This is a genomic window from Vibrio penaeicida, from assembly GCF_019977755.1.
GTDB lineage: Bacteria > Pseudomonadota > Gammaproteobacteria > Enterobacterales > Vibrionaceae > Vibrio > Vibrio penaeicida.
This window is the reverse complement of the sequence record NZ_AP025145.1, coordinates 1,282,315-1,301,903: the sequence shown is the minus strand read 5'-3', so window position 1 is coordinate 1,301,903 and position 19,589 is coordinate 1,282,315. Positions and strand designations below refer to the sequence as shown.

20 protein-coding genes are annotated in these 19,589 nt (G+C 41.6%); 15 read left to right on the top strand and 5 right to left on the bottom strand.

Annotated elements, in window-relative coordinates; translation table 11 throughout:
• The first annotated feature begins 64 nt into the window (after positions 1 to 64).
• On the top strand, positions 65 to 712 hold the full coding sequence (locus LDO37_RS24120) for a DUF3159 domain-containing protein (protein ID WP_126609372.1): 648 nt from the start codon (positions 65 to 67) through the stop codon (positions 710 to 712).
• A gap of 166 nt (positions 713 to 878) precedes the next feature.
• Here the strand turns inward: LDO37_RS24120 and LDO37_RS24115 are convergent, their stop codons facing one another.
• Positions 879 to 2,138, bottom strand: coding sequence for a hydroxymethylglutaryl-CoA reductase (locus LDO37_RS24115; RefSeq protein WP_126609371.1), 1,260 nt, complete (start codon positions 2,136 to 2,138; stop codon positions 879 to 881).
• Positions 2,139 to 2,405: 267 nt separating this feature from the next.
• On the bottom strand, positions 2,406 to 3,812 hold the full coding sequence (locus LDO37_RS24105; RefSeq protein ID WP_284190138.1) for a PAS domain S-box protein: 1,407 nt from the start codon (positions 3,810 to 3,812) through the stop codon (positions 2,406 to 2,408).
• 1,096 nt (positions 3,813 to 4,908) lie between these two features.
• Between LDO37_RS24105 and LDO37_RS24095 the strand changes: the two genes are divergently transcribed.
• The 9 genes from LDO37_RS24095 to LDO37_RS24055 all read left to right on the top strand — a co-directional run bounded on the left by LDO37_RS24095 (position 4,909) and on the right by LDO37_RS24055 (position 10,798).
• On the top strand, positions 4,909 to 5,361 hold the full coding sequence (locus LDO37_RS24095; protein ID WP_126609369.1) for a hypothetical protein: 453 nt from the start codon (positions 4,909 to 4,911) through the stop codon (positions 5,359 to 5,361).
• 1 nt (position 5,362) lies between these two features.
• Positions 5,363 to 5,692 carry a phage protein Gp27 family protein gene (locus LDO37_RS24090; protein ID WP_102558700.1) on the top strand — a complete coding sequence of 110 codons (330 nt, stop codon included), beginning with the start codon at positions 5,363 to 5,365 and terminating at the stop codon, positions 5,690 to 5,692.
• Positions 5,693 to 5,886: 194 nt separating this feature from the next.
• Entirely contained in the window at positions 5,887 to 6,357 is a 471-nt protein-coding gene (locus tag LDO37_RS24085) for a hypothetical protein (protein ID WP_126607709.1), read from the top strand.
• 2 nt (positions 6,358 to 6,359) lie between these two features.
• Positions 6,360 to 6,743: a Mor transcription activator family protein gene (locus LDO37_RS24080; protein WP_126607710.1), complete on the top strand. Its 384-nt coding sequence runs from the start codon at positions 6,360 to 6,362 to the stop codon at positions 6,741 to 6,743.
• Positions 6,744 to 7,115, top strand: coding sequence for a 6-phospho-beta-glucosidase (locus LDO37_RS24075; RefSeq protein WP_126607711.1), 372 nt, complete (start codon positions 6,744 to 6,746; stop codon positions 7,113 to 7,115).
• Positions 7,116 to 7,313: 198 nt separating this feature from the next.
• A complete protein-coding gene (locus LDO37_RS24070) occupies positions 7,314 to 8,051 on the top strand; it encodes a phage protease (RefSeq protein ID WP_224056017.1) in 738 nt (245 codons plus the stop codon).
• 2 nt (positions 8,052 to 8,053) lie between these two features.
• On the top strand, positions 8,054 to 8,956 hold the full coding sequence (locus tag LDO37_RS24065) for a Mu-like prophage major head subunit gpT family protein (protein WP_126607713.1): 903 nt from the start codon (positions 8,054 to 8,056) through the stop codon (positions 8,954 to 8,956).
• Positions 8,957 to 9,003: 47 nt separating this feature from the next.
• Positions 9,004 to 9,639, top strand: a complete 636-nt coding sequence (locus LDO37_RS24060; RefSeq protein WP_224056018.1) for a hypothetical protein — start codon at positions 9,004 to 9,006, stop codon at positions 9,637 to 9,639.
• Between the two features lie 58 nt (positions 9,640 to 9,697).
• The gene (locus LDO37_RS24055; protein ID WP_224056019.1) at positions 9,698 to 10,798 is read left to right on the top strand and encodes a hypothetical protein; all 1,101 of its coding nucleotides are present in this window, start codon (positions 9,698 to 9,700) and stop codon (positions 10,796 to 10,798) included.
• Here the strand turns inward: LDO37_RS24055 and LDO37_RS24050 are convergent.
• Positions 10,795 to 11,283: a PAS domain S-box protein gene (locus tag LDO37_RS24050; protein ID WP_224055467.1), complete on the bottom strand. Its 489-nt coding sequence runs from the start codon at positions 11,281 to 11,283 to the stop codon at positions 10,795 to 10,797. The two genes, LDO37_RS24055 and LDO37_RS24050, sit on opposite strands and share 4 nt — an antisense overlap.
• A gap of 287 nt (positions 11,284 to 11,570) precedes the next feature.
• Between LDO37_RS24050 and LDO37_RS24045 the strand changes: the two genes are divergently transcribed.
• From LDO37_RS24045 to LDO37_RS24030, 4 genes are all read left to right on the top strand, one after another.
• Positions 11,571 to 12,179 carry a histidine phosphatase family protein gene (locus tag LDO37_RS24045; protein ID WP_126610148.1) on the top strand — a complete coding sequence of 203 codons (609 nt, stop codon included), beginning with the start codon at positions 11,571 to 11,573 and terminating at the stop codon, positions 12,177 to 12,179.
• A 140-nt stretch (positions 12,180 to 12,319) separates the two neighbouring features.
• Positions 12,320 to 13,147, top strand: a complete 828-nt coding sequence (locus LDO37_RS24040; RefSeq protein WP_126610147.1) for a helix-turn-helix transcriptional regulator — start codon at positions 12,320 to 12,322, stop codon at positions 13,145 to 13,147.
• A gap of 96 nt (positions 13,148 to 13,243) precedes the next feature.
• Positions 13,244 to 13,936 (top strand): AzlC family ABC transporter permease, encoded by a 693-nt coding sequence (locus LDO37_RS24035; RefSeq protein ID WP_126610146.1) that lies wholly within the window; start codon positions 13,244 to 13,246, stop codon positions 13,934 to 13,936.
• Positions 13,933 to 14,247 (top strand): AzlD domain-containing protein, encoded by a 315-nt coding sequence (locus LDO37_RS24030; RefSeq protein WP_101113935.1) that lies wholly within the window; start codon positions 13,933 to 13,935, stop codon positions 14,245 to 14,247. Before LDO37_RS24035 ends, LDO37_RS24030 begins: the two co-directional genes overlap by 4 nt.
• Here LDO37_RS24030 and LDO37_RS24025 read toward each other — a convergent pair.
• Complete coding sequence (locus tag LDO37_RS24025) at positions 14,239 to 15,132, bottom strand: LysR substrate-binding domain-containing protein (RefSeq protein ID WP_126610145.1); 894 nt, start codon at positions 15,130 to 15,132, stop codon at positions 14,239 to 14,241. The two genes, LDO37_RS24030 and LDO37_RS24025, sit on opposite strands and share 9 nt — an antisense overlap.
• Positions 15,133 to 15,259: 127 nt before the next feature.
• Here LDO37_RS24025 and LDO37_RS24020 point away from each other — a divergent pair, with 127 nt between their 5' ends.
• On the top strand, positions 15,260 to 16,297 hold the full coding sequence (locus tag LDO37_RS24020) for a DMT family transporter (RefSeq protein WP_126610144.1): 1,038 nt from the start codon (positions 15,260 to 15,262) through the stop codon (positions 16,295 to 16,297).
• Positions 16,298 to 16,327: 30 nt separating this feature from the next.
• On the opposite strand, the gene LDO37_RS24015 is transcribed toward LDO37_RS24020, so the two are convergent.
• Positions 16,328 to 19,282 carry an HD domain-containing phosphohydrolase gene (locus LDO37_RS24015; RefSeq protein ID WP_126610143.1) on the bottom strand — a complete coding sequence of 985 codons (2,955 nt, stop codon included), beginning with the start codon at positions 19,280 to 19,282 and terminating at the stop codon, positions 16,328 to 16,330.
• Positions 19,283 to 19,589 lie beyond the last annotated feature (307 nt).

The window sequence follows — 19,589 nt, the reverse complement described above, 5'->3', positions numbered from 1 at the left end:
GCTAAGACAGGAAAGAAATCCAAACGTATTTTTATATATAAAAACGTTGGTCAGGGAAGACAATATGAACAGGCTCGTCAAACCGAGCATCATAAGTCAGGAAAATGTATTAGTCCTGCTGGTGCCCGCTATTCTGTATTACTCGCTAGTGCATTTATTCGGAATGTTCTGGTGCATCTTAATTTTATCCGCTTACGGATGTTTCGTTTCTATTTATTCGACTAGAAAGAGCATTGTTGCCTTCTTTTTTGCTTTGTTTGGGCTAATAGAATGGATGGTGTCGTTACATGTTCCTGTTGCGCTTTTAGAATCGTTCCCACAATTTTCACTAATGGCCAGTGCATTGCAAATTGGTCTGATAATGTTGGTATTTTCATTTCTTCGTTTTCCGTTACCCATGCTACTTGCAGAAGCCACGTACGATCATTTGAAAGCATTAAACCGTCAGTTTCCTGATGAATACCTGAGGATGTGGCAAAAAATCAGTGCGATGTGGATAACGAGTTTTGCAGCAAAAGCAGCGCTGTTTTATTTTACGCTTTCCGCGCCAGCAGAGCAGGTTCATTGGATGGGGATTCTACTTGGCTGGCCTCTTTATTGTATGTTGATCTTGGTAAGCATTATTTTTGTAAACGCGAAAGTTCTGAGCTTCTATAGGGAATCCCTAACAGCGGAAGGTAATCGAACCCATATCAATGGGCACTTTTTCTAGACGACTAAGCTGTACGTTTTATCACTTCAAAATAGCTAAGTTCAACAAAGCTAAGTTCAATAAAGCTAGATTCAAAAAAGCCGCTTAACTCAGATGAGATAGGCGGCTTTTTAAATGCATTTTTGATATGTGCTGTTTGAAGTGGACTTAAGTCTTCAAAGTCGAATTAGCGCGACAGCTTACTGTGCGCTTTTGTGAAGTGCCCTGAACAGAAGGCACCAACAATCGATAACTCTCCGGCCAAACAAAGAGATGTACATACCTCTGCAAGTGCTCTCGCTTTGCCAGAACCACTTAACCCCATAATATCGAGACAGGCTTTTTGTGATGGGAGCCCTGTGCCACCTCCAACGGTTCCGAGCATTAGATTTGGAAGCGTTACGCTAGCATACAAGTCGCCATCATCTTTTATCGTCATACGAGACATACCAACGGCAGATTCAGCGACACACGCTGCATCCTGCCCACAGGCGATATACAGTGCAGCAAGAGCATTGGCAAAATGAGCGTTGACGCCAATAGAGCCGCTTAAGAGTGCGCCAGAGGTGGTGATTTGACCGAATTTGACCATGTCTTCCGGTGTTGTGTGCAAGAACTCCTTAACCAGTTTCCGTGGAATATGCACTTCCGCAGAGACTTTCTTCCCTCGCACGCTTCGCATAGTGTGAGCGTTGGCCTTTTTGTCCCCAGATAGGTTGCCATCAAGAATGGCGTGATTAGGCGCAATTGGGGAATGTTTTAAGATAAACTCAAAAACAGCATTGGTCGCTATGGTCACCATGTTCTGACCTGACGCATCACCTGTAAGAAATTCAAATACCAAAAATACTTGATTACTTTCGATGGTGATACTGATGTCTTTCAGTTTTCCGTGGCGAGTAGTGGATTCTGCCAGTGTTTTAAAAGTCTCGTATTGGCTGGTTGCCCACCCAACAAATTGACCGGCCATGGCTAGGCTTTCAAACATGAATGCTGGTGTTCGGGTAACCCCTTCATTGATTAACATGGCAGATGCACCGCCCGATGCGGTAATCAATTGGCATCCTCTATGGTAAGACGCAACAAGTGCGGCTTCCGTGGTAGCAAGTGGAACAAGAAAATCCTCGTTAGCAAATAACCCATTAACACGCAACGGACCCGCGACGCCCAATGGAACTTTGACGGAACCGATAAAGTTCTCAATATTCTTGCTGTACGCTTTTCTTTGCTTGTGCGTGCTTGAGTCGAGTAATGCATCACGCACGTCTGGTTTTCCTATACTATTCCAACGGCTTTCAATCGCTTTGTCTGTTAGGAATGGCGAACGCGGCAGTGCGAGGACTGGCGGGCTATTATCTGGAGCAAGCTTTGTATCTATTTGTCCTAAAGAACACTGTTCTTGAATGGAGTAATGCTCTGTACTTTCTAGTGCATTCAGTTTTGGCATGAGTGAAGTATGTAATTATATTTTGTTAAAGATTTTACCCGTGAAGGCAGATAAAACAAGGAAGAGTCACCGAAACTTACAATATCAAAGTCGGATTATAAGGGTTTATTGGCCATCTACCGATTAACTTTGTGCGAGTTTTATACGTTTTGTATTCAACCAAGCTGTGTTAACCGCAGCAAAAATATTTAGAAGGTTGGGTGTAATCAGTTGAATTCAAAAGAGGCGCGAGGTGCGCCTCTTGATGTTTAAAGGCTAACAGTTCTGCTACTCACCAGTTTTTAGCTTCAATACATTAGCCAATTCCGTTAAGAGTTTTTGCGTATCATCACTGAGGCGATTTATTTCATTGGTGGATTCAGAAGACCTAGAAGCCAACTGCCTTACTTCATCCGCAACGACCGCAAACCCGCGACCATGTTCGCCTGCGCGCGCCGCTTCAATCGCGGCATTTAAAGCGAGTAGGTTGGTTTGATCTGATATGCCATCGATGACCTTGGCAATCTCTGAGATTTCGTTACTTGATGTCCCAACACGATCCATGATTTCTTTCATGCCGTTACGTTGCTTAACTTCTGAAGAAATGTCTTTAATGAATGCCGTGTAAATGGTTTTGCCATCAAGGCTGACTTTAGAAAGAGAAAGCAGACCCCAAGCTTCTTTTCCATCTGGTCGGTTAATTGGAACTTCACGGCTTGTACCCACAATTTTATTTTCACCAGTATTGATGTTGCGCTGAATGAAACCATCGTGATTCGCCTGAAGCTCTACTGGAACCAGCATTTTTACGTTTTTACCGATAACGTCTTCAGGTTTGTATCCCCAAAGCGCTTCCGCCGCTTTGTTAAAGAAACTTACCGTTCCGCGCTCATCAATGGTAATGACTGCATCAAGTGCTTGAGACAGGGTTTGATTGATGGTTTCTTTTGCAGTGCGTTCTTCCGTAATGTCTCGCACAAACGCGGTGTAAACGATTTCACCACCTACTTCGATTTTAGAAAGGGAGAAGCTGACCCATATTTCCACGCCATCTTTACGTTCCATTAATAACTCTCGGCTAGAGCCGACGATTTTATCTTTGCCCGTGCGCCTGTTTGAATTTACGTATTCATCATGGCGTGATTGATGAATCTTTGGCACGAGCATCTTTACGTTCTTTCCAATAACTTCTGCGCTTTTGTAGCCCCACAATGTTTCCGCTGAAGGGTTGAAAAAGGTCACGATATTGTCTTTGTCGATGGTAACAACGGCATCAATGGCTTGGTAAAGCACCTGTTCCATCTGCTCTTTGGCGGCTTTTTCTTGAGTAATTTCGCGTGCGAACGCGGTGTATCCAAGTTCACCATTTAATTCAATTCTTGATAGAGAGAGGTTTGCCCAAATTCGTCGACCATCTTTTGTCTCAATTTCAACGTCTCGACTAGTACCAACGATCTTATCTATCCGGGTTTCTCGGTTGGCATTCACAAGTGAGTCGTGCTTGTCTCTAAGTTCTCGTGGAACAAGCATTTTCACATTCTTTCCAAGCACCTCTTCTTGTGTATAACCCCACAAGCGCTCGGCAGCTGGATTTAGGTAGGTGATGCAGTTTTGCCCGTCTATAGAAACAACAGCGTTAACTGACTGAGCAAGGACTTGCTCTATGCGTTGTAAAGGGACTATTGATATGAACAATCTGTGTTATAGGGTGTTATCGTGTGTTATACGTGGGGATTGTCTCGGAATCCTAGGGATTATCCCGAAATAATTTAGCCTCTAATCCCTTGCTCTATGGGGCTTTAAGGGGCGAGAGTGCCAATGGATGGGGTTAGGTTCGCCTTGCTCTAGTTAGTCGAAGTTGCGCATTACATTAGCTTTTGCTGAAATGAGCAATATCGGGACAAACGGACGAAAAGGACGATTTAAGCCTGCAAAAGTGAGCACAATTACAGAGTTTGTGAAAATGTTTAAACGGTATTTAAACTATTGATTTATAGCTTAAAGATAAGTTTAAACTCGTCTATATTTCGATTAAAAAGGTATTTTTCTCACCATTAGAAAAGGACGAAGGATCCTTTTCTCTTTCATGTCGCCCCTTTCTTTTTAACTCATTGAATTTTAAAGCTTATCCACCCTGTGACCTTTCGTTAAGTTGAAAGAGGAAAAGGATCTAATAAAAGCCAGATGTTAACGAAATGTTAAATTTCAATTGGTGATGTTAAAGCAAATGCCGTTATTTTTATTGATAGGGGAATTAGTTCGATATTGGTTAAATCTAAAGCCAATTGAGAGTTTAAAATGGGGCGAATTAGCAAAGTAGATTGTCTACCTTTTGAGGTTAGAAATCGAGTCATTAAATTGATTCGAACATTGAGCCATGGAGAGGCATTAAAGGCAGTCAATAAACTGATAGAAGAGCAAGGTCTTCCTGATAGCTCTAAATTGACTAAATCATCACTTAGTCGCTATCGAGTTGATAGATTACATATGTAATTTTTATTGCTCATTTTGGTAGTCTCGAAAGTTGTTGACGAAGTGCAATCTTCAATCTAAGATGAAAACACGCTAGCAAAATCTAGCGTCAGGATTGGAACCCTGTTATTATCCGAGGCGCACAATACACGCCTATGCGTGTTTTTTTGTTTGTGCGTAAGCTCACAATGGTGAGCTGAGTAGGGCTAACTTCGGTTAGGCCGTTTCTTGGATACGGTAGTTCCAACCCTGCTCAGTTCGCCACCAGTGAGATTGGAACCTCCTGATGGCGATATATAAAATATCCAAGGAGGCCATCATGCCTAACAATTTTCCTCAAGAAAATAGCGTCAATTCCCCTTTACTCGTCACTATTGACGGTAAGTCTATTGAGATACTCACGCCATACAACCCAAATCACTCTGATATAGATCAATATGTCCCAAGTACCGATTTTAGAAAGAAGGTTCATAAAGACGTTGAGTCTCTAGCTGGTAACTTGAACGGTTTTTTCTCTTTATACAATCATTGGATCAAAGGTCATACAAAGTGCGATTACACTGTTGTCATGGAAATGACGATGCGCTCAAACCTGATATCATCACAATTCAACACCATTTCAAAAGCTTGTAAAAATGATAGGTCTCTTCCAGAATCTCAACCGTTAACGATAACTGAGCAAGTTGAGTTAATTGGCCTGTCAGAAGAGTTAGGTGTATCACCGTCAGAAGTAATTAATCTGATGAAAAAACACCTACAGAAGGCTATGTGATATGACGGTTTCTAGACTAACAGCGGCTGAGAGCTACGAACTGGCTAACTTGGTTCGTAATATTGGTGTTAAAAATGTTTTGTTGATCCTTAGAAAAGCAGCATCACCGAAAAAAGCAAAGAGGCTTTATAAGGTTCAACAGCTACCAACTGATATTAGAGCGCGAGTGGCGGTAATGCTTTCATCAAGGCGGTACACTCAAAAAGATATCCTTTCTTATGTGAACAATGAAATTGAGCATAGAGGGTTAGCAGATAAGTTTAAGATCTCTCGAACCGCTTTTAATCGCTTTCTGAATGAAGAAATATATCCGAGCTTGTCAAACCAATAAATATCGCTTACATTAAATACGCAGGTAACATTTATTCATCTTGTCGATGAAATTCAAAGCCCCTTTAAAGGGGCTTTTTCATATCTATAAAAACCCCCTCCCACTATAACAATTTTTAAATAATCCGCGTTACTCCGTATTTATTAGGTATGTATATTAATATGGATTTATCAAAGCAAACGCGGACTTCCATAATGGCATGTGAAATAAATCAGAATATCTTGATGATGGGTTTCTTGCTTGATCGTTTTTTTGGTATCCAACCAACACCAGAGCTAGAAGCTGCATTAAAAGAAGATATGCTATCCATGTTCTCAGGTACTAAAGCTGATGAAACAGCCCAAATTTATTTTGGCAAGCTAAAAAAATTGAAGGCAGATGCGACCGAGTTGATGATTGTGCAAGATTGTCATGCAGGTAAAAGCGTTGAGAGTCTGTCTAGCGAGTTTGGTATGAGTGTACAGGCAGTCTATCGAACTTTGAAAAAGCACAACTGCAAACCTAAAAAGTCAAATCGACTTATCAATGGCTTTGCTTTCTATCATCGAACGGTTGAGCATGAATTGATTAGGCTGATGCATGAAGATGGAATTTCAATTAAAGCAATAGCTAATAATAAAATGATACAAGAAAGCAGAGTAAGAGAAATATTAAAGGATAATTAACAATGTCAATTAGTTGGTTAGATATTGCGAACAAAGATATGGCGTTAAACGTTGTTATTGATTTGATTAAAATGAACCCATCAAAAACAAAAGTATTTGACGAGTTCTTATCTCGTTCAAAGGAATTTAATCTTGAAGAAAGAGATACAGTTAAATTCATTTGTTTAATGGTGTCGGTATTTGGTGGCTGTCAAATTTATTTGCCTAGTGATGATGCATTTAAACAAGCAGTGACATATAGACTTATCTATAAGGAGTTCAAAGGTAACAATGCTAATGAACTGTCTCGAAAATATGGAATGTCTGTTATTGCAATTCAAAGAGTTATTAAGGCTTGCAGAAAGGCTGACGCTGAAATTAGAAAAGCAATGGATGGAGTGAAGTAAATGTATTTATACAATCTAATTGACGGTGTTCTTATTAATGGCGAACTGGTTAAGACAGTATCAATAGAACCATTATCAAATGCATCTAGAGATACAGTGGTCGGTTTAGTTGATGCTCAGCACCAACATCTAGTTAATATGCCTGATTTCAAACCAGTTAATGACAAACATACTCAAGCGATTAAGGGCTTAATGCTTCTTAATGAAAATGCGGCTGCTTCTATTAGTTACCTTGGTAAGCATCATGTCATTTTTACATATGGTGATATTTGCGATTACAAGATAACAGCTCAAGACTGGAACGTAATTTTAACTGCAAGTATGGCGGTTTCAGAATTGCATTCAGGTAATGATGGGGAAATGCTCGCGTAACGCGCTGTATTGAAGCTTTCCGTTTTGGTTGAGCATTGGATCAAAAGAAAATGTTTAAATCAATATAGAGCGATTTAAACGTAGTTTAAACATGGTATGAGGCTAAAGTTATGCCCGTTACAGCGTTATGTAAAGAATTAGACGAAAAAGCGAGTCAGTGGGTACAGATTCTACCTAGTAGTACCTGACATCAAAGGTTTGGATGGTCGCAGTTGGGTTTTGAGAAATCCTAAAGCTATCCTACACGCCTTTCATGAAATGAAAGTCCCTATGGTTATTGACTACGAACATGGTCAAGAACTAAAGGCAACAAAAGGAGAAGAAGCCCCTGCTGCTGGTTGGATTGAAGAGTTAGAAATTCGCAATGGTGAAATATGGGCTAAAGCGGATTGGACGAAGAAAGCCGCAAGTGCAATTAACTCGCGTGAGTATCGTTTTTTATCACCTGCATTCAATTACAACGAAAGCAAAGAAGTTATTTCGTTATCTAGTGTCGGTTTAACCAATAAGCCAAACCTAGTAATGCAAGCTTTAAATAGCCGACAGAACGAACCAGATAATAAGTGGGAAAAGCTATCAAAAGCCCTTGGTTCTAATGTCACCTCTGATGATGAATTATTGTCAGCTTTAAACTCTCGCGATAGTCAAGCCGAGAAAAAGGAAATTGAATCCTTAGTTGATGGTTATGTAAGTGATGCCGTATTTACTCCCGCACAGCGTGATTTTTTAGTTGCTTGCTGCCGTAGCCAAGGGATTGATGAGTTTAAAAAGTTTGCTGGTAGCACGTCTGGTTTTTCTTATTTAAATAAGAGTACCAATACGCCACATAAAACAAAGCAAAATTCATCGTCATTAAATGAAACACAGTTAGCTGTCTGTCGAAATGTTGGAATTTCCGAAGAACAGTTTTTAAATGTAAAGAATAAAGAGGTTTAACAATGCCAACTCCAATCGATATTACTAATGTAGTCATTGAATCTAAAACCGCGTTTGCAGGTCGCTTTGATGTGGGTGCTGAAGGTGCAAAACCAGATTACCCGATGATTGCTACTGTTCTTCCATCTTCTGCTGGTGCTACTGGCTATGGTTGGTTAGGGGACTTCCCACGCCTTAAAGAATGGATCGGTTCTCGACAAATGAAGAATCTGACAAAACACGGCTATAACATCGTGAACAAGATGTTTGAGTCCTCCGTAGAAATCCCACGTGTTGACTATGAAGATAATGACTATGGTCGCTATGGCATCATCTTTCAAGAAATGGGCTACGATGCAAAAATGTACCCAGATGAGCACGTTTTTGGTTTACTAAAAAATGGCTTCACAGAAGTTTGTTATGACGGACAACCGTTCTTTGACGCTGACCACCCGTCAGAAGATGGCGTAAATACATTTTCAAATGTAATTGGCGATCCTGATACGGATACTGGTCAAGGCTGGTACATGTTAGATACTAGTCGCCCTCTTAAACCTTTAGTTTGGCAAGAGCGTTTAAAGCCAGAATTCCAATCGGTGACTGACTCCACTGATTACAATGTTTTCACTACCGATAATTACGCTTTCGGTACTCGTGCTCGTGGTAACGCTGGCTATACATTCTGGCAAATGGCATTTGGTTCTAAAGCTGCTTTAACAGAAGCTAATTTTGAGTTGATGATGACCAAAATGATGGAGCAGAAAGACAGCGAAGGTAAATCGTTAAAGGTTAAGCCTACTGTACTAGTTGTTCCTGTTGCTTACCGTTCTGCCGCAGAGAAGATCGTCTTGCGTCGTACTCTTGAGAACGGGGAAGACAATACCAACTATAAAGCGGTTGAGATTTTAGTTTCTCAAGATTTATAACATCAAGAAGGGCTAGCATTGGCTAGCCCTTTGCTTATGGGGGCGGTATGGCTCAAAAGTTAGAGACAGAGATTACATTAAACTTGGCGGGCAACTTAGCGGCAAAAGCTAGGCATTATGGAAACTCTATGGGTGAGTTCGCTAAGAAAAATCAAAAGGCAATGACCCTAGTCAAAACTACGACCGCCGCAGCTGGTCGGGGTATCGACGCGTTAGGTAATCGATATATAGGCATGGCTGCTGCATTTGCTACGGGAGCAGTTGCAAAAGGATTTGTTTCATTAGATAGGCGTTTAAGTCGCCTATCAATTGCAGCAGAGGTAAGTAAAGATAAAGCAGCTGAGTTGTATGATGAAATACAAAGAGTCAGTAACCTAGAAGGTATTAGAATAGATCCCAGTGAATCTCTATCTGCTATCGAAGAGATATTGACGAAAACAGGTGATTTAGGTTATGCCATGGAAAACCTACCAAATATAGCCACTGTGATTCAAGCAACTGGTGCAGCAGGTCAACAAGTCGGTGGTATCTTCACCGAATTTAAAAAGCTTGCAATTGAAGGTTCAGAAGCCGCTATGGCGTCAATTGATGTTCTAAACAAACAAGGCAAAAGTGGTGCTTTTACCTTAGCTAGTATGGCTGAGTATACCTCAAATATTCGCGGCTTATGCTGCTACAGGTAGGCAAGGTGCAGAAGCGGTTACTGAACTTGGGGCGGCATTACAGGTTATTAGAGATGGTGTGGGAACAGACGCACAAGCAGTAACTGTGTTCGAATCTTTGATTCGTGATCTTACTTCTCCAGATAGAGTGAAGAAGCTTCAACAGCTCGGTGGTATTAGCGTTTTTGATCAAGAGAAGCTGAAGGAAGGCATTGAAGTTATGCGACCTCTTCCGTTAATCATGGAGGAGATCGTTAATCAGTCAGGTGGAATGTCAGAAAACTTAGCAATGCTTAATTTAACAGACGAGGCAAAGAAAGCATTCAACGTTCTAACAGCCTTGTATAAAAGTACAGGGTCGGCAAACGCCTTTGATGGGTTTATGTCAATTACTGGTGATGGCTCTGTTACTCTTGCAGATGCTGCTGTAGCAGCAGGTGATGCCGCTGCAAGTTTGCAGCTTTTGGGGAATTCTTTTGATAAGTTTGCCAACCAGAGGCTTGCTGAACCTATTCGTGAACTTTCTGACGCAATTAACAGCATTGACGATGACACCATTCAAAACTGGTTGAAATGGGGTGAGACTGCCATTTGGGCTGTAGGTGGCTTGGTTGCGGCTAAAAAAGGTTTAGATATAGCTAATGCTGCTGGACGATTCTTAGGTAAAGGGAAAGGTAGTTCCACAGGTGGTAAAGGTGGTTTTCAAGACTTAGGCGCGATGCCAGTGTTTGTTGTAAACATGCCAGGTGGTGGTTTTGGTGGTGGGGATATACCAGGTGCAAATAACCCGACAGATAAACCTACAGATAAACCGACAAAAAATAAGCTAGGTCGCTTTTTCTCTCTTGCTAACTTGGCAAAAATGACCAGCGTAGGATACGGGCTTTCCATCGCCCCTGACTTCTCTCCTATTAATGTTCGTCGCCAGTCTGAAGTTGATAGAAGTCAACTTCCTGAAGGTTTCCCTGTTTCAGCTGGGTTAATGGATGTGGTAGACGACTTCAAGAAATGGTTTTCATCAAGTCCAAGTAATGAAGGGGTGGTAAACAATCCATATTTGTCCTCCAACACGGGGGGGAATATAAACGTAGATGTATCTGTCAGTGATGACCGAATCACAACAAAGGTCACTTCATCTTCACCGACTATTAAAATCGACCCTGACACGGGCGTTAATTAACAACTTGTTAACATTTTGTCGTTGTTCATTTTGGTAGGGTGGGATTGTTCAAAACGCGCGTCGCTGCACATGCGTTGTTGCGCGTTAACTTCTTCTGAAATGTCTTTAACAAAAGCAGAGTAGCCAATTCCATCTGGTAACTTGGTTTTAGAGAGAGCTAAGCTCACCCAAACCTTACTACCATCTTTTCTTACCAGCTCTAGCTTTCTTGAAGTACCGACAATGACATTTTGCCCTGTTGTCCTATTCTTGTTGACGTATTCGTCGTGGTTAGGTTGAAATTCTTGTGGTACCAGCATCTTGACATTTTTGCCGATAACTTCTTTTTCTGAGTATCCCCACAGCTTTTCGGCTGCACGATTAAAATAGAAAACCTTATTATTTTTATCTATAGAAACAATAGCATCCAGGGCATTGTCGATAATCTGGTTACTTACGTTTCCACTGTTTTGGCTTTTTCCATTTAAAATTGAAAATAGTCCCATTACTCGTTCCCAATCTTGGTTGTCGACGTTGTGCTGCCAGTATTTATTATTTTATTTTAGTCTAGACGGCTATTCTTAGTTGTTCCAATTTAGAACAATTGTTTCATTATAAAGCCCATAACACCTGCCTAACGTTGTGCTTATGCCCAGCCCAATTTGATGGCTAAAAGTTAGAGATATGAATAGATGCGATAGTCTTGTTAATATATCCAAGTGATCCGAGATCTTTAGCGTTGTTTCGATGTAATCGAACATAAAACGGCAGTATTCGATAAGTGGAGGAAAGGATGACAAGAATACATTTATTTAGGCACGGGCAAACACAATGGAATCTTGAGCAAAGACTGCAAGGGCATGAAGACTCCCCTCTAACAGAATTAGGAATTGAACAAGCTCAATCAGCGAAAGACAAATTAGACAATGTTCAGTTTGACTCTGTATGGGCTTCCCCAAGTGGTCGAGCGGTGCACACTGCGAGTTTACTTACTGGTCTCGATACTAATCAAATCAAAACCATGGAAGGTCTACGAGAGATAAATCTTGGCAGTTGGGAAGGGCAAACCACAGAACACGTCAATACAAATGATAATGAAAGATACACCGCCTTCTGGAATCGCCCTGATCTGTATGAACCGGATACAGGTGAATCGTTCGAGCAGGTAAAGGTTAGAGGGTTACAAGCCCTTGAGGATATTGCGACAGAATGCCCCAATCAAACTCTTGTAATTGTCTCTCATGCTGGTTGGATAAAAACGATAATTACGGCATTGTTGGATATAGCACCAAAAGATATTTGGCAAGAACCGTTTGCCCATAACTTGAGTGAATCTATCTTGTGCTTTGAGAGCGGCAAGTGGCGCGTGGAGATATTCTGCGATATCACTTGGAACAAGTAACGAAATTACCCTGCTTTCAGGCGGATAGCTAAGTGAGCAATATTGTACAATTTTAACCAGCTCAATGCCGTTAACTTATCAACTTCTAGTAAGCACTATATTCCGTATCCTAAGTTGATAGGGTAGTAACAAGGATCGTTATGCCAGCAAAGCGTTCAAAAAAAGCGAAAGAAATAGCGAATTACAATATCGCTCAGGAATTAGGTGGCTTAGAGCTGCTCGACGCTTGCTTTGAAAAACAAAACTTTTCTCGTCACAGTCATGAAGGTTATACAGTTGGTGTTATCGAAACGGGTGCTCAGCGATTCTACCGTGGCAGTGGGTATCATATTGCGCCAAGCGACAGCATTATATTGGTTAACGCCGATGAACTTCATAATGGACACTCAGCGAGCGAAGGAGGGTGGTCTTATCAAGCCATGTACCCTTTACCTGAACATTTTGAGTTGATCGGTCAACCTCTATGCGGTGCTCCGTTTTTTCCTGAGCCCGTAGTTTACGACCCACTATTAGCGAATCAGTTTCGTTCCCTGTTTTCGGTTTTGAAACGTAGCCGTAATCGACTAACCCGTGAAACTTGCCTTTATCAAACGTTACTCGCCTTGGTACTTCGCCACGGGAAGACTTGCCCAGACTCAAAATTGCCAGGTGTTGCAAAGAACAATATGCAAATCGCCAAAGAGTTTTTGGATGACTTACCGCAGGCAAACGTCTCGTTAGAAGAATTGGCCTCTATGGCACATTTAAGCACGTACCATTTTGCTCGTGAGTTTAAAAAGGCTTATGGGATTCCGCCGCATGCATACCAGTTGCAAGCAAGGTTAAGAGTGGCGAAGAAATGGTTACGTGCAGGGATGAAAGTGGCAGACATTGCAAATGATTTAGGCTTTCACGACCAAAGTCATTTTCACCGACATTTTAAATCAGCTTTAGGGGTGACACCCATGCAATATGCCAAAGCTGCTTAACGTCATCGGATCTGAGTTACCATCAACTCTCGTTTTTAGACACTGTCGCAACAAAAACCCTCCGCATTTATAGAGATAAATACTTTAGGAATATCAATGATCTCAGAATCCCGATCCAAACTGTTTATCCAAGGTTCCTTAAAGATGATGCCACTGAGTATTGCTGTGGTGCCTTGGGGGATTTTGGCAGGCTCATTTGCAATAGACAGTGGTTTAACCGCATTAGAAGGACAAGCCTTTTCTCTTATATTATTTGCAGGAGCCGCCCAATTGGTCGCAATGGGAATGATCAAGGCAGGGGCAACATTAGGTGCCCTTGTTTTAACGGTATTCTTCATTACATCTCGCCACTTCCTATACAGTGTTGCCATGCGAGACAAAATCAGCCCGTTGCCTTTCAAATGGCGGTTTGTATTAGGGTTTCTGTTAACGGATGAACTGTTTGCGTTTTGTGGAAGTCAGACACCCAATCAATTTAAACCATGGTATGCATTTGGGGCAGGATTTAGTTTTTATCTTATTTGGAATCTAGCAACGCTAGTGGGCATTATCGCAGGCGCGACGATTCCAAATTTAAGTGAGCTCGGGTTGGAGTTTGCCGTTGCAGCGACGTTTATTGGGATTGTTGTCCCTACTATAAAAAATATTGCGGTTCTGGTTTCGGTTATTGTGGCTTTAGTGTTCTCCGTATTATTTGCTTGGCAACAAGTCGAAGGAGGCTTGGTGATTGCGAGTATTTTGGCCATGTTAAGTGGTTATTTTTGTGAAAGGTTTAAAGGCAAGGCATGATCTATCTTTATATATTTGCAATGGCATCCGTGGTTTTCTTTAGTCGCTACCTCTTTTTAGAACCCAAGTTGCCACTTAGATTAAACCACCAATTTCATCGCTTACTCAGCTACGCAAGCCCAGCTGTGCTTACCGCTATTCTTTCGCCGATAGTATTTGCACCAGAAGGCGAGCTCCAAGTATCTCTTTCTAGCCCTTATATTTGGGCAGCCTTGTTATCTTGTTTTATTGCATGGAAAACAAAAAATGTGCTTACCACAACGCTAGTCGGTGTTTGTGTTTTTCTAATACTGAAGCATTTCCTATTTTAAGAACTCTTGCTCTAACCATTTCCGCAGTGATTTCACGCTTTCAGATCTTAGATTTGAAGGGTGGCAGGCATAGAAAAACGTATTTGTTGGATGCGTTACACTATTCCCGATTTGAGCAAGTAATCCATGTTGAAGGTCGTCTGCCACAAAGAGTTTATGCGTAACCAGAACTCCGAGTTTTCTCCGGCACGCATGAATAGCCTGAACGGAAGTGTTAAATGTGAGGTTGTTTTCTTTCTTTGGCTGCGAAATGTTTTGGCTACTTGCCCAAAATTTCCAGTCGTCTTTTCTTCTATCGTTAGACACGAATATGGCAGGAATGTGGTTAAGTAAGTCGTTTACGTCTTGTGGGGATTTAGTGGAATAAGCCAGTGCGATGTCTGGGTGCGCAATCATAACGAGTTCATCATCGAGTAACTTATGACAATAGTAGTCTTGCCAGTGTTTTTCTTGACCTTGAATAATGGCGAGGTCGACACCTTCTTTTTGTAAATCAAACGTACTATTGAGGTTCGATATCCTCGCATCAAGCAGCGCATTGGCTTCTTGAAAAGATTCAACTCGTGGTATCCACCAATGTAATGCAAGTGACGCAACCATATTTATGGTTAGCCGACCATCATCAGGGGCTGTTTTTAGCTTTTCAGTAGCGACCGCAATTTCTTCAAAGGCGGGTGAGACCTGTTGATAGTATTTTTGACCTTGTTCACTTATCGTTATCGCTCTTCCAACTCGAATAAACAGGGCTACATCCAAATAGTTTTCCAAGGATTTTATCGCTTGGCTCACCGCCGAATGGCTGACATTAAGATAGTCGGCTGCCTGAGTCATGCTCTCGAAGCGAGCAACGGCAATAAACGTATAAATTGATTTAAATGGTGGCATAGTAAAACCCTAGTTTCGACGTTCGTTCGATTGGATATATGTAAGTTTAACTTACAAGTGACGTAAGATTAAATCGTTATTCCTATCTCTTGTTGAGTTTTAAAATACACTCAAACAGGAGATATTTATGAAGTTATCGAAACCTATTGTTTTTATGCTCGCGTCTACTTTTAGCCTTTCTTTGAATGGTGTGTTTTCAAAATTTCTTACAGAAAGCTTTAGTGTCCAGTTACTCAGTATGCTCAGGTTTCTCTTCCCCGCTATTGTATTGTTCTTGATGATGTTCTTGAGTCGGTTTGTGTTACCACATCGAAAAATGTGGACACCTTTGCTTATTCGATCCTTTTGTATTGCAGCATGTCAGCTGTGTTTCCTTATGTCGATGCAGTCATTGACTCTGGTGGAATCCGTGGTGCTTTTCAGCACTGGCCCACTTTTTATCCCAGTTTTAGAGCGCCTCATTTTTAAAGTGAAATTTTCGGCTATTAACATCGTACGTTTAGTGGTTATGTTAGCGGGTGTTGTTGCTCTGGCTGGCGATCTTTCCAGTTTCAGCTTTAAATGGGAATTGTTGTTGGGGCTTGGGGCTGGGGTACTAGGCGCGGGATCTCAGTTGGCTTTGTTTCGTGCAACCAAGGGAACGATGACAGCGGTTTCTCTGAATGCTTGGTCTTTCCTCCTGGCCTTTCTCATGTTGTTGCCTTTAACGTTTATCATTGGACCGAGTGACGCGGACAGGTTGATTTTGTCGATGCCGGAAGAACATGAATTTATCTGGATGATGTTAGGCGTGTTGGCACTGCTGATTGTTAATACGCAGATTTTTCGTGCCAAAGCCTACCAACTGGTTGATACAGGCTCACAGTTAGCGCCACTTATATACACCAATTTAGTTTTCACTTGTATCTGGCAGGTGACTTTGTTCGACGAGGTGTTGGATGAACATAAAATTGTAGGGGTGCTCTTGATTGTCTTGGCTAGCGCTTTAAATACGTTAAAGGGGCTGGTGTTAAAGTTGAATAGCTCGTTTAAGTTGATCCGTTCATTAAAGCCAATTCGCGTATTGAAAACCACGTTATTGACTCATTGGGTTTCGTTGCTAAAAAGTGTGCGCGCCACTTACCATATGTATTTGAGAGCGGCGCATAGAATGGACCTACATTAAAGAGAGGGCTTAGTTCGCCCTCATAAAAGCTTAAGATTCAATTCTGGTTGAGTTGTTTGCTGGATTTGAATTAGCTACCGCACTCGAATCTGAACCTTCAGATTCATAAGCCAATTTAGAAAGGTGTATCAGAACCTCCGTCATATGTGCGTTGATATCAACCTCAACAATTTGTTCTTCTTGCAAGTAAGCTTTAGCGTATTTCATATAAACCCCTTGCTGTAAAAACAACAAATATAACTCAGTATCGATATGACCAGATATGGCAAGCTTCGTCATAATAGAGAGCGATTCTTTTAAACTTTTTGCTTTTTTGTATGGTCGGTCACTCGCTGTAAGCGCTTCAAAAATATCGGCTATTGCCATCACTCGGGCTGGTACTGAGAGCTCTCCGGCATTTAGACCGCGAGGGTAGCCAGTTCCATCCATTCTTTCGTGGTGCCCGCCTGCAATTTCAGGAACGTTCTGCAGATATTCTGGATAAGGCAATCGATCAAGCATGTCGATAGTTTGGATAATGTGGTCATTTATGATGAATCTTTCTTCGTCTGTTAACGTTCCGACTCGGATAGACAAGTTGTAAAGTTCACCACGGTTATAATGATATTCACCAGGCGTGAGCGTGAAGTTTTCCTTCCACATCTTTTTCGGGTTGAATCCTTGTGCCCAAGGAATGCAATGGACCTGTTTATCGGACAATACCGATTCCATTATTGGTAATGCTGAAGCTGGGTCGCAACGCTTTTTCTCCAACCAGGAAATACCAAGCCTATCGCTGATGGTTCTCTTCCACTGACGCTTGCTTATCTCTTTAATACGGGCGAGTTTTTCATCATTCATGTACTCGCTTCCAACATTGCATTCAGCGATGAATTCAAAATCCTGATCCAGTGCTTGTAGTTCTTCATCCAGATCTTTCTTAAGCTGTGCTTTGTCTTGCCCGGCGCAAATGCCTTTCCAATATTGGGTATGGGCGGTTTGTTTAAGCAATTCGAATCGCATACGAACTTCATGAATTCGGTCGTATATGGTTTCGAGTTTGGTTGCTTTATCAACTACATATTCTGGTGTGATTATCTTACCGCAGTCGTGTAGCCAAGCACCTAGGTGTAACTCTTCCCATTCTTTTTCAGACATTGAGAAGTCGGCAAAACGTCCTTTATCGTCAACAACCGCTTGTGTGAGCATTTCAGCAAGCGCCGGAACACGTTGACAGTGTTTACCAGTGTAAGGGGATTTGGTATCGATCGCGGATGCTAAAAGCTCGATGAAGGCAGTTAACATGTCTTTTTGTTGTTGAATTTGATCGATGTTTTCTTTTGCAATTGCAGCAAAGGAGAGTAACTCTCGTAAGAAGTCGTGTTTTTCCTTCTGCGCTTCTGTCACTGGTCGTTCGTAGCCAAGTGTCAGAATACCGACCAAACTTTTGTCGCGATTAAGCAACGGAAACAGGTAAAGATCCGAGTTATAGAAATACACCATGTAAGGCTTCATTACAGGGTCATCTTTGGATAAATGAACTATTTCACCTTCTCTAAGTTTTTTGCAAACCTCTGGCGAATTGTCGAGCAAAAGATTGATATTAATCTTTAAGGGGATAATGGCTTGGTTAACGCTTTCATCAAATTTTTTCGTCGTTTTGTTCCAAACGGAAAGGACAATGGTTTCCGCTTTGGTGACAATGTAACTTTGATGGGTGATGTTTTTCGCTAGTAGAGAGAAGTCGCGGTTGCTGGCTGTTTCATGGAGTAATTTGAGCAAATCATGAAGTGTATGCTCCATAAGTTCGACAGATTGAGTGAGGTCATTCACTTCTTTAATTAAGCTTTTCGGGTAGCGTGTTTTCGTGAATTCAAAGCGACGTATGTTATCTGTTTGCTGATACAAATTGTGTAATGGGCTAGCGATACGCTTTGCTATGTACCAAACAATGATAAAACACCCTAGCAACATCAACACAGCCACCGAGACTTGCTTGTCTCGCATTGAATATAAGTTGGCGAGCAGTGCATCTTGTGGAGTTGCCTCAGCAAGCCATAGGTTGACGTTATCGGTTAGCTCTACAGGCGTTAAAGTGACTGACCAATCAATACCTTCATGCGTAATCGTATGGTATTGATAGCCTAGTGTGTTGCGGAGGTTAAGATCGGAAAAAACCGTGTTCTCGAGTTGAACGCTTAAATGTGAATTATTTGTCGCACTCGGCGGGGTTTTCATATGGTGCGATGCCAAGGGTCTCAACGCACTATCAAAAAGCAGCAATTGGCTTTTTGAATCGTAAGCAAGTTCACTGATGCTGTTATTAAGTCCACCTAATGAAAAATCGGCTGCAACAACAAATTCTAAGTTTGCTGTTTTTCGAACAAAAGTGACGCCGATATCTTTTAACCAGTAGAAATAGTAGGGTTCCGTTAAGTGGATTTGCCCGTCATCGGAAGCGTGGCTATACCAAGGGCGATTACGTGGGTCGTACTGGTTATCGTAACGGATAGATGCGGACACCACTTGGCTATCGCCATCCAAGAACATGGATTCATTTCTACCTTCAACGTTTGTGGTACGAAATAATATTTCGCTGCCGGAAGGCGCGTTGAATTGCTTAGCGGTTTTGGGATTATATAAAGGTCGGTATAACGTAAAATCACCGTTTTCAGAGCCGTAGTAAAGCGCGACTAAACTCATGTTTCTTTGGAAGATCATTTCCAGCGAATCCAGCCATCCGCCTTTTTCAACGGAGTCGCGTTGATGGCGAATGAAACTGCTCATCGCCATAAAATCTAGCGTCGTTAAAACGGGCGCGACTTGTTCCCTAAATAACGTTTCCAGTTTTACACTGTTTTCATTACTCAATTCTTTAGCAGAACCTTGCAACAATTCTTGGGAGTGGTGGTAGCTTATTGCGATTAAAACACTTCCAATAACGGTAGCGAGCGCCATGAAGAGACTAGTAATATGAATGCTAAGAGGATAGCGGTGCTTGATCATACTTTTTCACCATGTAGCAAACTGACAAAATGCGATGTAAAACTGAGCCAATAGTGCAAGGGCTCAGGTGAGTGTATAGTTGAGCTGTATCGTCTCTATTATTTTTTAAGGTGTTGTAACTGATACTATTTAAGTATCGTAAAGGTTGTTTTATATGCAAGTTTTGTAACTGGATGTTTGTGCATATATGTTGGAATGTTTGAGCTAGATCTCTTCGCACTTTCGGAAACGATGTCACACAATGACACATTTTGTTAGGCATCTAGATTCCACTTAGAGAACTGGTATGATTTTCACTACGCCATTA

What these genes read in the sequence shown, in the direction of transcription:
- LDO37_RS24120 (WP_126609372.1), top strand. Translation starts at nt 65, where the DNA reads ATGAACAGGCTCGTCAAACCGAGCATCATAAGTCAGGAAAATGTATTA.
- LDO37_RS24115 (WP_126609371.1), bottom strand. Translation starts at nt 2,138, where the DNA reads ATGCCAAAACTGAATGCACTAGAAAGTACAGAGCATTACTCCATTCAA.
- LDO37_RS24095 (WP_126609369.1), top strand. Translation starts at nt 4,909, where the DNA reads ATGCCTAACAATTTTCCTCAAGAAAATAGCGTCAATTCCCCTTTACTC.
- LDO37_RS24090 (WP_102558700.1), top strand. Translation starts at nt 5,363, where the DNA reads ATGACGGTTTCTAGACTAACAGCGGCTGAGAGCTACGAACTGGCTAAC.
- LDO37_RS24085 (WP_126607709.1), top strand. Translation starts at nt 5,887, where the DNA reads ATGGCATGTGAAATAAATCAGAATATCTTGATGATGGGTTTCTTGCTT.
- LDO37_RS24080 (WP_126607710.1), top strand. Translation starts at nt 6,360, where the DNA reads ATGTCAATTAGTTGGTTAGATATTGCGAACAAAGATATGGCGTTAAAC.
- LDO37_RS24075 (WP_126607711.1), top strand. Translation starts at nt 6,744, where the DNA reads ATGTATTTATACAATCTAATTGACGGTGTTCTTATTAATGGCGAACTG.
- LDO37_RS24065 (WP_126607713.1), top strand. Translation starts at nt 8,054, where the DNA reads ATGCCAACTCCAATCGATATTACTAATGTAGTCATTGAATCTAAAACC.
- LDO37_RS24060 (WP_224056018.1), top strand. Translation starts at nt 9,004, where the DNA reads ATGGCTCAAAAGTTAGAGACAGAGATTACATTAAACTTGGCGGGCAAC.
- LDO37_RS24050 (WP_224055467.1), bottom strand. Translation starts at nt 11,283, where the DNA reads ATGGGACTATTTTCAATTTTAAATGGAAAAAGCCAAAACAGTGGAAAC.
- LDO37_RS24045 (WP_126610148.1), top strand. Translation starts at nt 11,571, where the DNA reads ATGACAAGAATACATTTATTTAGGCACGGGCAAACACAATGGAATCTT.
- LDO37_RS24040 (WP_126610147.1), top strand. Translation starts at nt 12,320, where the DNA reads ATGCCAGCAAAGCGTTCAAAAAAAGCGAAAGAAATAGCGAATTACAAT.
- LDO37_RS24035 (WP_126610146.1), top strand. Translation starts at nt 13,244, where the DNA reads ATGATCTCAGAATCCCGATCCAAACTGTTTATCCAAGGTTCCTTAAAG.
- LDO37_RS24030 (WP_101113935.1), top strand. Translation starts at nt 13,933, where the DNA reads ATGATCTATCTTTATATATTTGCAATGGCATCCGTGGTTTTCTTTAGT.
- LDO37_RS24025 (WP_126610145.1), bottom strand. Translation starts at nt 15,132, where the DNA reads ATGCCACCATTTAAATCAATTTATACGTTTATTGCCGTTGCTCGCTTC.
- LDO37_RS24020 (WP_126610144.1), top strand. Translation starts at nt 15,260, where the DNA reads ATGAAGTTATCGAAACCTATTGTTTTTATGCTCGCGTCTACTTTTAGC.
- LDO37_RS24015 (WP_126610143.1), bottom strand. Translation starts at nt 19,282, where the DNA reads ATGATCAAGCACCGCTATCCTCTTAGCATTCATATTACTAGTCTCTTC.